The sequence below is a fragment of the Ruminococcus sp. RTP21484sp1_RTP21277st1_D2_RTP21277_210401 genome (genome assembly GCF_040924225.1).
Lineage (GTDB): Bacteria > Bacillota > Clostridia > Lachnospirales > Lachnospiraceae > Blautia_A > Blautia_A faecis.
In genome coordinates this window covers 1-14,564 of the sequence record NZ_JBCOMJ010000007.1, presented here as the reverse complement: position 1 = coordinate 14,564, position 14,564 = coordinate 1, and the positions used below count along the sequence as shown (strand labels likewise).

At 45.7% G+C, this 14,564-nt stretch carries 11 protein-coding genes; 9 read left to right on the top strand and 2 right to left on the bottom strand.

Features of this window, described 5'->3' with window-relative positions; all coding sequences use genetic code 11:
- The first annotated feature begins 55 nt into the window (after positions 1 to 55).
- Positions 56 to 874 carry a glycosyltransferase family 2 protein gene (locus AB5706_RS06600; RefSeq protein ID WP_330602720.1) on the top strand — a complete coding sequence of 273 codons (819 nt, stop codon included), beginning with the start codon at positions 56 to 58 and terminating at the stop codon, positions 872 to 874.
- Between the two features lie 4 nt (positions 875 to 878).
- Here the strand turns inward: AB5706_RS06600 and AB5706_RS06595 are convergent, their stop codons facing one another.
- Positions 879 to 1,697, bottom strand: coding sequence for a helix-turn-helix transcriptional regulator (locus tag AB5706_RS06595; RefSeq protein WP_368365949.1), 819 nt, complete (start codon positions 1,695 to 1,697; stop codon positions 879 to 881).
- 166 nt (positions 1,698 to 1,863) lie between these two features.
- Between AB5706_RS06595 and arfA the strand changes: the two genes are divergently transcribed.
- Complete coding sequence (arfA, locus tag AB5706_RS06590; protein ID WP_148463604.1) at positions 1,864 to 3,363, top strand: arabinosylfuranosidase ArfA; 1,500 nt, start codon at positions 1,864 to 1,866, stop codon at positions 3,361 to 3,363.
- A 107-nt stretch (positions 3,364 to 3,470) separates the two neighbouring features.
- On the opposite strand, the gene tagD is transcribed toward arfA, so the two are convergent.
- Positions 3,471 to 3,860: a glycerol-3-phosphate cytidylyltransferase gene (gene tagD / locus AB5706_RS06585; RefSeq protein ID WP_118584161.1), complete on the bottom strand. Its 390-nt coding sequence runs from the start codon at positions 3,858 to 3,860 to the stop codon at positions 3,471 to 3,473.
- A gap of 331 nt (positions 3,861 to 4,191) precedes the next feature.
- Between tagD and sdaAB the strand changes: the two genes are divergently transcribed.
- From sdaAB to AB5706_RS06550, 7 genes are all read left to right on the top strand, one after another.
- Complete coding sequence (gene sdaAB, locus AB5706_RS06580; RefSeq protein ID WP_195993112.1) at positions 4,192 to 4,851, top strand: L-serine ammonia-lyase, iron-sulfur-dependent subunit beta; 660 nt, start codon at positions 4,192 to 4,194, stop codon at positions 4,849 to 4,851.
- A 273-nt stretch (positions 4,852 to 5,124) separates the two neighbouring features.
- Positions 5,125 to 6,012, top strand: a complete 888-nt coding sequence (gene sdaAA, locus AB5706_RS06575; RefSeq protein ID WP_187566496.1) for an L-serine ammonia-lyase, iron-sulfur-dependent, subunit alpha — start codon at positions 5,125 to 5,127, stop codon at positions 6,010 to 6,012.
- Positions 6,013 to 6,174: 162 nt separating this feature from the next.
- Complete coding sequence (locus AB5706_RS06570) at positions 6,175 to 7,344, top strand: acyltransferase family protein (RefSeq protein WP_204452418.1); 1,170 nt, start codon at positions 6,175 to 6,177, stop codon at positions 7,342 to 7,344.
- A 284-nt stretch (positions 7,345 to 7,628) separates the two neighbouring features.
- On the top strand, positions 7,629 to 8,960 hold the full coding sequence (locus AB5706_RS06565; RefSeq protein WP_368365948.1) for an adenylyltransferase/cytidyltransferase family protein: 1,332 nt from the start codon (positions 7,629 to 7,631) through the stop codon (positions 8,958 to 8,960).
- Positions 8,961 to 8,963: 3 nt separating this feature from the next.
- Positions 8,964 to 11,243 carry a LicD family protein gene (locus tag AB5706_RS06560; protein ID WP_368365947.1) on the top strand — a complete coding sequence of 760 codons (2,280 nt, stop codon included), beginning with the start codon at positions 8,964 to 8,966 and terminating at the stop codon, positions 11,241 to 11,243.
- Between the two features lie 84 nt (positions 11,244 to 11,327).
- A complete protein-coding gene (locus AB5706_RS06555; RefSeq protein ID WP_195698936.1) occupies positions 11,328 to 12,485 on the top strand; it encodes a LicD family protein in 1,158 nt (385 codons plus the stop codon).
- Positions 12,482 to 14,368, top strand: a complete 1,887-nt coding sequence (locus AB5706_RS06550) for a thiamine pyrophosphate-binding protein (protein ID WP_368365946.1) — start codon at positions 12,482 to 12,484, stop codon at positions 14,366 to 14,368. The genes AB5706_RS06555 and AB5706_RS06550 overlap by 4 nt, the downstream gene beginning before the upstream one ends.
- The last annotated feature ends 196 nt before the right edge of the window (positions 14,369 to 14,564 follow it).

Genomic DNA, 14,564 nt, shown 5'->3' with positions numbered 1-14,564 from the left:
TTAAGAAATCGGATGTTTTATAATGATAGAAAGTGAAAGATAAGAGGAGTTACAAATGGAATTTACAGAACCAGGGCTACGAGTGAAAAATGCAGAAAAAATGCAGCAATCCAAGAGGGCATCAGGGGAAGAAATGCGACCAGCGGTATCAGTGATCATGCCCGTATATAATGGTGAGAAATACATCGCCCAGGCAGTGCAGTCTGTTTATGCGCAGAATATTCCCCTGGAGCTGATTGTCATTGATGACGGCTCTGTTGATGGAACCTGGGAAGCTCTCATTCCCTGGGAAAACAGACCGGATTTTGTTTATATAAAAAATGAGCGCAATCTCGGTGCTGCCGGTTCCCGTAACCGTGGTGTGTCTGTTGCGAAAGGCAGATATGTGGCATTTCTGGATGCGGATGACTGGTGGGAAGAGGGAAAGCTAGCGGCACAGCTGGCTGCTCTTGAAATGACCGGTGATGTAATCTGCTCCACAGGACGTGATCTCATGAATCCGGACGGAACCTTCACAGGCAAGTATATCTCGGTTAAATCCAGGCTGGACTATCATGAACTTCTGAAACACAACAGCATTAACTGTTCTTCCGTCCTGATTCTCCGTGAGGTGGCGCTGGAATTTCCCATGGAGCATGATGACAGCCATGAGGATTATATCACCTGGCTGCAAGTGGTGCGAAAATACGGACATGCCACAGGAATTAATAGGCCCTATCTGAAATATCGTCTGTCCCAGGGCGGAAAGTCAAGAAACAAAGCCAAATCTGCCATCATGACCTATCAGGTGTACCGTTACGTTGGCTATGGACCGCTGAGAAGTGCCTGTTTCTTTTTGTCCTATGCACTTCACGGAATCTGGAAATATCGTTAAAGTATCAATGGGGCTCTCCCATTTTCCTGCGCCATTGTAGGGGAGAGCATCCTGCCTGTTTCCTGAAATATCTGCTGAAATGGGAAAAATCTGAAAATCCGCACATCTGCGCAATCTGCTGGACAGTCAGTGCTTCATTTGTCAGCAGGTTCTTTGCCTTATCCATACGGATCTGAAGCAAATCTGCATGAGGGGTACTCTGGAAAAATTTCTGATAGCAGGAATAGAACTGGCTTTTTTCCAGGCTGACCGTTTTACAAAGCTTTGTGGTGTCCCATGGCTTAGCGTAGTTCGTGAGCATTTCCAGCCGAAGCTTTCGAAATGCAGAATAAAGATTGTCTCCTTCTGTTCCACTTCCATGTATCTGATGGCTTTTAAGTCCCCTTGCAATCGTAATCATAAGCTGCTGAAAGAGAGTATACTCGTATTCATCGGAAAATAAATCATTTGCTATATGTTCTTTGTGAAGGAGCCGGATGCAGGCATCGATCTCTTCACAGTTTCCCGGATAAAAAACAGTGTTAAGTGGGATTCTATACTGTTTTTTCAGATCTGCCTTACAGGAAAAATGAAGGTAGCTGTTCCGGAATCTGTGAACAGCCTTATAATGCTGCTCATATCCGGGGACATAGAGAATACAGGCATTTTCCTTGGAAATACTGAGTCTTTTATCCAGATACACCTTCATGGGTGTCTTAAAAAGCAAAAACAGATAGTCTCCGCTTCCGTTGGGGCGGTAGATCTGATCATAATCAGGGTTTGAATAGTTGTATTCGCAGAACTGAATGGAAAAATCCCTGTCTCCAGCTTCGTAAAAATTCATGACCCGGACTCCTTTCACCATTTTTTTTACTGTAATCATTATCGGAAAAAAAGTCAACTATATCGGAAGAAAAAAACTGGTAAAAAATTCGTATGCCATTAAAATAATAGATACATAAAGAGCAGAAAAAATGCCATACAACTGGCACCATATAAGGAGGATACCTATGAAAAAAGCGCAGATCATTATTGACAAATATTTCCTCACTGGAAAGGTGGATAAACGAATTTTCGGATCTTTTATTGAACAGCTTGGTCGAGCTGTTTACCAGGGAATTTATCAGGAGGGCAGTCCGTTGTCTGACGAGCAGGGATTCCGTAGGGATACTCTGGAGCTGGTAAGAGAGCTGCAGGTTCCTATTGTCCGCTATCCGGGAGGTAACTTTGTTTCCGGGTTTAAGTGGGAGGACAGCGTAGGACCAAAGGAATTAAGACCAGCCAGACCGGAACTTGCCTGGGGCGTGATCGAGAACAATCACTTTGGCCTGGACGAGTTTGTGGACTGGGCGAAGAAAGCAGACACAGATATTATGATGGCAGTGAATCTTGGAACAAGAGGACCGGAGGAAGCCAGAAATCTTCTGGAATACTGTAATTTTAAGGGCGGTACCTATTACAGTGACATGCGTAAGGCCAACGGCCATGCAGAGCCGCACAACATTAAAACCTGGTGTTTGGGAAATGAAATGGATGGTCCATGGCAGATGGGACATAAGACAGCGTATGAATATGGAAGAACAGCAGCAGAGACTTCCCGTATTATGAAAATGCTGGATCCGGAGATTGAGACTGTTGCCTGCGGAAGCTCCAATCTGATGATGCCGACATTTGGAGATTGGGAGTACACGGTTCTGGACGAGTGCTATGATCTGGTGGATTATATGTCCCTTCACCAGTATTACGGCAATGCTGCTGATGACACCCCTGATTTTCTTGCAAATTCCAAAGGGATGGATGACTTTATTTCCGGCGTAGTCAGCATCTGCGACGCTGTCCGTGCGAAAAAGCATGGCAAAAAGCGCATTAATCTTTCCTTTGATGAGTGGAATGTGTGGTATCACAGCAATGCGGCCGACGAGAAACTGGAAAAATGGGGACAGGCTCCACATCAGCTTGAGGATATTTATAATTTCGAAGATGCCCTTCTGGTTGGAAGCATGCTGATCACATTGCTCCGCCATGCGGACCGTGTGAAAATGGCATGCCTGGCACAGCTGGTAAATGTAATCGCGCCGATCATGACCTCCGATACAGGTGCATGGCGCCAGACTATTTTTTATCCATATATGTACACAAGCATTTTCGGAAGAGGAACTGTGTTGAATACACAGGTACTGGCTCCGGTATACGACAGCAGGAATTACTGTGACGTTTCGTATCTGGATTCTGTGTGCGTATGGAATGAGGAGAAAGATACTCTTACAATTTTTGCAGTGAATAAAAGTCTTGAGGAAGATCTGGAGGTAAGCTGCGATTTGCGCCAGTTTGAAGGCTATCAGGTGCAAGAACACATTGTACTTACTAATGACGATATGAAAGCTGTAAATACAGAAGCGGATCCCGAAAAGGTTGTGCCTGTGAAATCCGCTGCAAGCCGGATTGACGGCGGTAAATTAAGTACTGTGCTTGGAAAACACAGCTGGAATATGATCCGTCTTGCTAAGTAGTCCGGGAAAAATCGCGCGCACATTGCTGTCATGAAATAAAAAAGTCAGAGATTTCGTAACCTGTATGAATCATACGAAATCTCTGATCATATAATTACCAATGCTTCCTACTTCTGCAGATCCGCCTTAATCTGCGTAGTAGAAATCTCAGGTGTCCTCGGCAGGTACACCACGTCGCAATAAGGCTTCAGAAAGTCAAACTTCCCTTCCCAATCGTCACCCATAACAAAGGTATCTACGTGGTATTCTTTAATATCACTTACCTTCTGCTCCCAGTTCTCCTCCGGAATTACCAGATCTACGTAGCGGATGGCTTCCAGCAGGGATTTCCTTTTTTCATAAGAGAAATAGCATTTTTTATGCTTCTCGTTCCAGTTAAATTCATCTGTAGATAAAGCTACGATCAGGTAGTCGCCATAAGCTTTCGCCCTGCGCAGCAGATTAATGTGCCCATAGTGAAGTAAATCAAAGGTACCGTAAGTAATCACTCGTTTCATGAATTGTGTGCCTTTCATAAAGAAATCTGAAAATAGTCTTGCCGGAATGGTTCCAGGCGATTTACATAGAACTATTTTACCACAGTCCAGGTAGAAAGGAAACATAAGATTATTTATCGGGAGTATTGTGCATTGCGAAGCGCGTTACTGTGAATGGAGTGAACAGTAAACAAGAAGTAAACAGTTACCCTTTATCCATGTTGTAAAAGGTATGTTTTAATGTTAAGATGGAACAATAACAGTGCAGATGTGAGCGGTAACGTGAAAACATCTGCAGGCTGCCGAAAACGAAAAATGGCAGTGGATGAATAAAAGGAAGAGGAAAATAAGTATGAATGTATTTGACATTCTGGGGCCGGTTATGATCGGACCGTCCAGCTCACATACTGCGGGAGCAGCCCGGATCGGTCTGATGACAAGGGCTCTTCTTGGAAAAACTCCGGTGAAAGCGCACATATTTTTGCATGGTTCTTTTGCGAAAACCTATAAGGGACACGGCACGGATAAGGCTCTTGTAGCGGGAATACTAGGAATGCAGACAGATGATGAGCGTATCCGTTTTTCCCTTGATGTGGCGAAAAAGGTGGGGCTGGAAATCCAGATCGAGACTGGTGAACTGGAGGATACGCACCCGAATACTGCGGAGATCACTTTGACTGCAGCAGACGGGGAAAAAGTGTCTCTTCGGGGCAGCAGTATTGGCGGGGGGAATATCCTGATCACCCGGGTGAATGGAATGGAGGTTGCCCTTACCGGGCAGAATCCAGCTTTGATCGTGCTTCACAAGGATGCACCAGGGACGATTGCTGCAGTTACAGAGCTGATGGCAGAGTATGGGGTGAATATCTGCAATTTCCACCTGGCGCGGGAGACCAAGGGCGGCGTAGCAGTAATGACAATCGAGAGCGACAGCCACTTTGTCCCGGAACTCAATGAGAAGATTAACCGGCTGGAGAATATATATTCTAGTACGATGTTAGAGCGTGTATAAATTGCTAGTTAGTGGGTCGAAGTTCCAGCCGACATACAGCATATGGGCAATGTGTATTACTCCAGCGAGCCATTTCAGGCGCGTTCTTAGCGCAGATGAAATCCAGCGCTTACGGAGACTTATGCGTGAGGGCTCTCCCGAACGCATTAGTCGCAGTTAGCGATTAGTTCATCGGAGCGTTGCGCCGGCGAGTGAGTAATACACATTGTCCAAATGCGTCCCTTTTTGAAAAACATCTCACCCCACTAAAAATACGGTAAAGGAGAATTCACTGTGGATCTAAACTACCACTCAATAGAATCCCTGCTGAAAGCAGCGAAGGAGAACAACTGTCGCCTGTCCGCTTTGGTTCTGGAGCAGCAGGCGGAGCAGATGGAACTGCCGAAGCAGGAAATATATGAAAAAATGAGGGAAAACTATCGGGTTATGGCATCCTGTATCCAGCCTGGCAGCGCCCCGGATCTGAAAAGCACAAGCGGCCTCACTGGTGGAGATGCCTATCGCATGCGCACTGCTGTAGAGCAGGGGAAAAATCTTACAGGCCCTCTTCTTGGAGGAGCCCTCTATCGTGCCCTTGCAGTATCAGAACTGAACGCTTCCATGGGAAGAATCGTAGCAGCACCTACAGCAGGAAGCTGCGGCATTGTACCGGCAGCTGTACTCACCATGCAGGAGCAGTACCAGCTTACAGAAGAGGAATGCGTCATGTCCCTTTTCACAGCATCTGCAGTGGGAATGGTAATTGCCAATAATGCGTCACTTGCAGGAGCGCAGGGAGGTTGTCAGGCTGAGTGCGGTTCTGCATCTGCCATGGCAGCGGCGGCAATTGTGGAACTTGCCGGCGGCACACCTGATATGATCCAGTCGGCAGTAGCCACTGCCCTAAAAAATATTCTGGGTCTTGTATGTGACCCTGTTGCAGGGCTGGTTGAAATTCCATGCATTAAGAGAAATGCATCAGGCGTAGCTGGGGCATTTGTGGCAGCAGAACTGGCTCTGGCCGGAATCCGAAGTGCAATTCCGGCTGACGAGGTGATCTGGACTATGAAAAAGGTAGGAGATGTGATGCCCACTGCCCTTAAAGAAACAGCAGAGGGTGGCCTGGCGGCAACACCTACAGGGCGCAAACTGCACCAGCAGGTTTTTGGAGAAATGAAATAATACATTATTGCGGTTCATCAGTAACACAAAACCACAGGAAAATATTTCAAAACACGTTAAAATATTAAAAAGTTATTCCAAAAACCACAAAAATATGTTATCCTTTATTCATAAAACTGACATGTCTGAAAATAATTATGTCAAAGTATAAAGGTGGCTAAAATGAGCAAGAATACGAAGGAACAGGAAATTCCATATTCCTACCTTGTGGATAATATAAAAATATTTTTGATTTTTCTGGTGGTTTTTAATCATATCATTGCATTCCAGCTGGTTAAAGCAGATCAGGTTGTGCGTTTTGTGTGGTATGGAATTACCATATTTCATATGCCGGCGTTCATATTTATTTCCGGTTATCTGTCCAAGAAGCCTCAGGATGTGATGAAGAATGTTAAGAATTTATTGATTCCATATATTCTGGGCTATACACTTACCTGGGCAGCGCAGATCTGGCTGGGAAATAAAATGGATTATGAACTGCTCCGTCCTTCCGGAACCGTTATGTGGTATGTGCTTGCGTTGTTTGCATACCGTCTGACCATAGAAGCATTTGGAAAAATAAGGTTTATTGTACCTCTCAGCATTATTTTTGCGCTGTGGGCAGGAACCAGAATGGAATTCAGTACATTTTTATCAGCTTCAAGAATTGTGGTATTTTTTCCGTTTTTTGTGGCAGGATATTTATGGAAGAGTGAATACACCAAGGTGATCCGCAAATTTAAAGGCAAGATCGTGGTTGCACTTTTCGTGATCATTCTGCTGTTTGTGGCGACCAATTATATGATCGGAAATAATATTCCGGTAGACCTTTTCCGAGGCAATCATTCCTATCTTGCAAGTGGAATGGACAATGTGCAGGGAATGGTAGTCAGAGGAATGATGTATCTGATTTCCTTTACGGTTATTTTCGCATTGCTGATGCTGATGCCAGATAAACGCCATCCATTTATTTTCCTGGGAAGAAACACAATGGGAATTTACTTTTTCCATTATCCCATCATGATTCTGATGAACGGACTTATGATCCTGAATATTCCGCAGCTGATGAATGTATGGGCGTTATTTGGAGTGTCAGTTCTGTTTGTACTGATACTCGGAAGTCTTCCGGTGGACTGGGTCTATACCAATGTTATGGGACTGATCACCTTCATTCTTTTCAAACGTGAGAAGAAGGTTGAGGATGAAGGCCTGGAAGACGAATATGATAGTGAAGAGGAAGACCGGTTTGCAGTACTGGCTCAGCGAAGAATGGCTATTGAAGAGCTGGCTGCCACATGGGATACCTCCTTTGATGCAGAAGAGAAAGAAGATCATGAAGAAGGGCAGTCCTGACGGATTGTCTTTCTTTTCTTATTAAGAAAGAGGCAGCAGTTCAGTGGTTTCACAGTAAAAAAGAGTTGTATTTTTGTTAAACCCGGGAATATTTTTTGTAAAGCAGATATTCTTTCATAATGACTTACTATGCAAACTGTGTTATACTAAATGTATTTATTAGTCCCGGACGGCAGCTGGTTCTGATTTGTTGCTGCTCAAGCTATGAACAGTAACCGGGGGAATGAAAGGGAGTATTTTACTGCAGAGTGAAGCTGACAGCAGGGGTTTTAAGGGGAAATACGATGAAAAAAGTAATCACTTACGGAACTTTTGACCTGTTCCACGAGGGACATTATAATATTTTAAAAAGAGCGAAAGCATTGGGCGATTATCTGATCGTGGGCGTGACCAGCGAGAGCTACGATATTGAGCGTGGCAAGCTGAACGTGCGGGACAGTCTTCTGAAAAGGATTGAGAACGTACGCCGTACCGGCTTTGCAGATGAGATCATCATCGAGGAGTACCAGGGACAGAAGCTCAGCGATATCATCAAGTATAAGGTAGATCTTCTGGTGCTTGGTTCTGACTGGCGTGGCAAATTTGACTACCTTAAGAATTACTGTGATGTGGTGTACCTGGAGCGTACCAAGAATATTTCCAGCACCAAGCTGCGCGGTGAGGGAACCACTTACACCGTGGGTGTAGTTACAGATAATGATCAGGACAATGGTATTGTGTGGGAGACAAAATATGTCAGCGGTCTTCATGTGGAGTGCGTTTTTTCTGAGAATGCAGAGGCAGCGGAGTCGTTTTGTGACAAATATGAATTGGATTCCTACTACAGTGTGGAGGCAGATAATGGGGAATGGCAGCAGGGATTTGACTGCTTTTTGTCCCAGGTAGACATAGTTTATATCAAGACCGAGCAGCCTAAGAGGGAGAAATACATCCGCAGATCCCTGGAGCTTGGAAAATATGTGATAAGTGACGCTCCTATGACGAATAATAAGGAGAAGCTGAAGGACCTGTTTGCACTTGCAGCAGCTCATCATGTACTCCTTGTGGAGAAAATAAATCTGGTGTATCTGCGGGCCTTTAACCAGCTTGTCTGGCAGACCCACAGTGCCTTGGTGGGCGATATTGTATGTGTGAAATGCTCTATTTCCCAGGACCATTTCGAAGGGGGAAGGAGTTTTTCCGAAACAGCAGTTCTGCCGCTGTGTGCCATTATCAAGATACTGGGCAGAAATTACCAGGAAGTGAATTCAAATGTGGTGAAGGACAGATCTGGAAACTGCATTTACGACATGATCACCATGAAATATCAGGATGCTCTTGCCACAGTCGAGATTGGCACCACAGTAGATGTGGAGGATGAGTTTGTTGTGATTGGTACGAAAGGCCGTGTGACCATCCCGGGAGACTGGTGGAACACAGGATATTTTGAGGCAAAGATAGACGACAGCAAGGGACTGAAGCGGTACTGCTTTAACTTCGAAGGCAATGGCCTCCGTTACCTTTTGCAGGAGCTGCTTATTATGATCAGTGATGAGAGAACGGAATGTACCAGACTTTTTAATGAGGAATCAGAGACTCTGGCAGACATTCTGGAAATCATAAACCAGAGAGGATAACCAATGACAGAGAAACAGGAACATCTGTTGCAGCTTTTTCGTGAGCTGGATGAGATCTGTAAAAAGAATAATCTGAGATATGTAATGGCGGGAGGAACGGCCATCGGTGTTGTGCGAAACGAGGGATTTATTCCCTGGGATGATGATGTGGACATCTATATGCCCAGAGATGACTGGAACAAACTGGTGGAAATTTCCGGCTCCGTGCTTCCGGAGCACCGCGCCCTTCAGTGTGTGGATGTAGACCGCAGCTATACCAATACTTTTCCAAGGTATGTTGCTACGGACAGTTGCGCCCTTCACAAGCATCAGATTATTGGCAGGGACAGCGCCGGTGAGATTATCGACGTGCTCACCCTGGATCCCATTCCCGCAGATGATAAGGAATATGAGAAATACAGAACTCATATGATGATCTACTCTGAGCTGGTAAATATGGTAGTTGTATATGGTGCCCGCTGGGAAATTCCGGTGACTGCCTATCTGCGCTGGCTTTTTTCCTATACATTTCTGGGGAAAGACCGCACATTGAAGAAACTGGAGAAGATCATGTATTCCTATAAGGAAGAGGATTGTCCGCGCTATGCAATGCGCTGGGGCGGCTGTCCGTTCCTTTTTGACAAGGACATGATGTTTCCTGTGAAATATATGAACTTTGAGAATACAAAGGTAATGGTGCCGCACAGAATGAGTGACTATCTGATCTGGCATTACGGAGATGAATGGTCCTACATTCCGCCCCATGGGGAAAGAGAATCCCACGATGCGGTTACGGTAGAGGGAATTACCTATAAAGAGCTTCGGGATGATTATCTGCCGGGAATCCGCAAGGGCAGGCTTCGCAGAGATTCCATCTGGCGTAAGATCTATTCTCTTGCAGGTGCGAAGCGGAACCACCGCCTTCAGTATAAGCGCAATCTTCTGCTGGCAAAAAGTACGGTGATGGATCTGGAGGCGCGCATTTCAGAAAGCAGACACAGCCTGAAGGAATTGGTGGAAAAGCGTGACTTTTCCCAATTAAATGAAATCTTTACAAAATATTATCAGGTCCAGCTGAGCTCTGCGTTTATCGGCAGGGAGGATTTTGGCGGGATCTATGCTTTTTATCATCCTGTTTTGCTGGAAGTCAGCGATGTGACTTTTTATGCAGCAATGCTGACGCTGGTTTATACAGAACGGATCGGGAAAGCATGGAGAATGCTGGTAGTGAAGGAGCAGACCGGTACGTTCCCTTCTGAACTGGCCCAGCTGAAATCTGATATTGAACTGTTTCGAAGAGCAGTCTGCGATTATGAATTTAAGCGTTATCAGGAAGCAGAGGATACGATGGCGCCGCTGATGGAGCGGTATCCGGAAGTGCCGGGATTTGTGAAATTTAAGAGCCGTTTTCTTATGGAACGCGCCCGCAATGGAATTGATATGGTGGAAGCGGAGCTTTATATTGATGAGGCACTGCGGCTTTTCCCGGAGGACGGGTATTTCCTGAAATACCAGGGAGAACTGCTCTGGATGAAGGGCAAATGCGCGGATGCTCTGGAAGTTTTTGCAGATGCCCGTGAGAAAACAAATAATGGAATTACCCAACTGGAGTTGGATAAGTTCCTGAATCCTTATGGCAGGGAGACGGTGAAGACCTGTCAGCAGCTTCTGGATGTTGGACAGAAGGATGGGGCGATGAAGCTTATGGCTTTGTGGTACAGACTTTTACCTGAGAATCCTTCTGTGCGGGAATATTATTATCTGACCCGTGCAAGTGTTGCGAAAAAGCGTTCTGAGATGGAAGAACTGATCGGGGAAATCCTGAAGCGCATTGATGCAGAGCGTGCAGAAAGCCTGGGTGAGAACAATGACATCCAGATTTATAAGCGTGCACTGACAAAGGCATGGGAGCGCCTGGGCTATCCAGGTGAGCTGGCAAGGGTTCGCACAGATCTGGTTTACACCAGTGAGGCGGATGATCTGGAATGGCTGGCAGAACGTGCCAAGGACGGACAGATCCGCAAGGAAAAACGAGCCCAGGTGTACAAGGTAATTGGAGATGTGAGAAGAAAACAGGGACAGACGGAGGCTGCGTTCCAGAACTATCTGGAGGCACTGCGGCAGAATGGAAGCGGCTTTGTGCGAACAGAGCTTTCCCGGATATTTCTCACAGATATGTATGAAGGAAGCAAGAGAGCAGCTGTATATGCAAAAGCCGGAGATGCTTCTGAGTTTTTGAATCAGTGGCTTGGAAAGTATGGAAGTATAGAAGAGATACAGCAGCTTGTGAAAGAATGCTTGTGACACACATCTCGCAGAAAGCCTTTTTCAAACAGGCGTTGGTAACAGTGTGATCACTATGAACAGACAGATGGGAGCAGACATAGCTTGAACAGAGAAATAAAAGAAGTTGTAAAGCTTCTGGCCGAAATAGATAAAATATGTAAAAGAGAAGGAATTCCTTATTATCTGGGACCACAGCTTACTTTGTGCTGTGTTACCGGGCAGGAGATCACCAGCCCTCATGCAGGTGTGGTCTATATGCGGACTGCGGATATGGAGCGCTTTCGTCTGGCTGTGGAGAAGGAGACTCCGGATGGCAGAATTGTAGAATCCATGAATAACAATAAGCGTTTTTATGGATTTTTCCTTCGCTATACAGATCTGGATACGTTGTGCTTCCGTCTGAATGAAGGCAGGAACTACAAATATCCGGGTATGGGAGTGGATATTCTGCCCCTGCGTGGAAAACAGCGTTCCAGACTCGCTCATTTGTGGACAAGAGCCCAGGAAGTGGGATGGAATGAGCTGGCTGATTATTATGGAGACCGAAAAGGCAGGAAAAAGGCAATCTGCCGTTTTGTCATGAGGCTTCGCCTGGTCACAGGACGTGCCCGTCTGGGAAAAAGCCTTTACCGCATGCTCTGTAAAAGGATGAATGTGGAGGATACCCAGGAATATGTAGTTCGCCTGAAGAAAAAGGCAGTGTATTTTCCAAGGGAAATTTTTGATGAGACAGAAACTGTGGTGATCGATGGCAGGAAGTTTCCGGTGCCGGGAGATACTTATACGTATCTTCAGAAGTATTATGGGGAAGACTACCAGGAGAAGGTTCTGGATAATTATACAGTGAAGCTGTCGGAAATGGTCAGTGCCAGGATCCGATTCGAGGATTATTTTCAGGAAGTGGGAAGTCAGAAGAGCCTGATCCGGAAGCGAAGCCATGCCCGACGAAAGCAGGGACATGCCAACCAGAAAAAGGAATATCTGAACTGGAGCTGGAATTATGTGAAATTCTGTGCATCCAAGATTGAACTGGAGAAATATTATCTGGATAACAAAGAGTATATTATAAATCTTTATAAGAATAAAGATTATCCGGCTTTGGAAAAAGTTTTTGTCCCATATACAAAGGCTATGGTGAAGAGCCTTAAGAATGACGAGGTGTTTATTCCGGATGAGGAGCTTCAGCATATTTATCTGGATATGTTGGGGGTAGCAGGAAGGACAAATCTGAAAAAAAAGGTGGAGAAATTCTGGAAATGAAAGTAACGGATTATATTGTTGAGTTTTTACAGAGAAAAGGGATTCATGATTTCTTTGGATACCAGGGAACCATGATCGCCCATCTGGTTGATTCTATAGAGAAAAATCCTCATACCAGAAGCCATTCCAGCTATCATGAGCAGGGAGCGGCTTTTGCAGCATGTGGATATGCCCAGGCGGGGGAACGGTGTGCATGTGCTTATGCGACCAGCGGCCCGGGTGCTGCGAATCTGATTTCAGGAATCGCAGACGCTTATTTCGATTCCCTTCCGGTTGTTTTTCTTACTGGTCAGTTGAATACTTATGAGTATTCCGGCATCCCGGGACTTCGGCAGCAGGGCTTTCAGGAGATTGATATTGTTGCCATGGCGAAGCCTGTGACCAAGTATGCAGTACAGATCCGGGAAGACGAGGATATTGTAAAAGAACTGAATAAAGCTTATCATATTGCGAATTCTGGTCGGAAGGGGCCGGTATTGATTGATCTTCCTATGAATATACAGCGGGGGGATGTAAAAAATCCGGTTTATGACATAAGTCTGGATGAGATGGGATTTGGTGCAGCTTGCGAGAGCAGCATGGAAGCAACTGCAAACAGCTGCGGAGCAGCAGGCGTGGACATGGCAATGAAGCCGGACGACAGTGGAGTATTAGAGTCTGCAAAAATGGCAGACTGTGAAATATCAGCTTGTGCTGTTTCTGCAGCAGATGCAATCCGTGAAGCTCTGGATAAAGCACAGCGTCCAGTAATCATGTTAGGACATGGAGTCAGCGACAAAGCAGTTCGCGACCAGTTATTTACTCTGGCACGCCAGTGGAAAATACCAGTGATCACAAGCGTGTTGGAAATGTCAGCACTACCGTGGGACGATCCGCTGAATTTTGGATGCATCGGAGGCGCTTACGGACATCGCTATGCCAATATGATCGCCAATGCGAAAAGTGACTTGCTGATTTGTCTTGGCATTTCCCTTTGCACCCGTCAGATTGGTACGAAAGTTCATGAGTTCGCGAAAAATGCGAAAATCATCCGAGTAGATATTGATAACTATAATTTGCAGCGAAATATTCACGAAAATGGAATTGATGAAATGAAATTCTGTGCAGATGCTGCCGAGGTGATTCGGGCAATGGCAGAAAATGCGGAAAGTGCAGAATCTGATGGCTCGACGATTTATGATTTCAGTGAATGGCTGGCTGTGTGCGCCGATATAAAGAAATCTTTGCGCGCAGTAGATGATTCCATCCCAGAACGCTATCCGAATCGTATGATCGCAGATTTAAGCGACGCTCTTGCAGACACTTCCGCAGTAGCAGTTGACGTAGGACAGCATATGGTATGGAGCTACCAGTCCTTCCATAATCAGAAAGACCAGAAGCTTCTTTTCTCCGGCGGACACGGAGCAATGGGCTATGCTCTTCCAGCAGCAATCGGAGCTTATTACGCCACCGGAAAGCCAGTAGCCTGCATTTGCGGTGACGGCGCATTCCAGATGAACATTCAGGAACTGGAGTGGGTCAAGCGTGAGAATCTTCCTATTACCATGATGGTAATGAACAACCACGCCCTGGGAATGATCCGCCACCTCCAGCGCGACTACTTTGAGCAGGTCTATGCTGATACCTCAGAAGGCAGCGGCTTCTCGTCCTGCAACTTCGCAGAGGTAGCCAAAGCTTATGGAATCAGCAGTGCCTGTATGGATGCTAATGAGGTTGCTGAAAAAGCGGCAGACTTTTTACATGGCACCGAAGCGCCGAAACTCCTTGAAATTCGCCTGGAGCCCGGCACCTTCGCTTATCCCAAGACCTGTCTGGGCGAACCCATCCACAACCAGCAGCCGTATATCCCGAAGGACGTCTACGACAGACTGATGGATTTATAAAAAATAAATTTATAAGAACCGGGCTATTTTCAATAACACATTGAAAGTATGACCTGGTTCTTGTTATCATAGAGAATAACGAAATTGCTATTTAATGTGTTGAAAGTTGTTAAAGGCGTACGCATTCGGACAATGGTGATTGCTCACTCGCCGGCGCAACGCTCCAGCGAACTAACTGCTAACTGCGACTAAATCG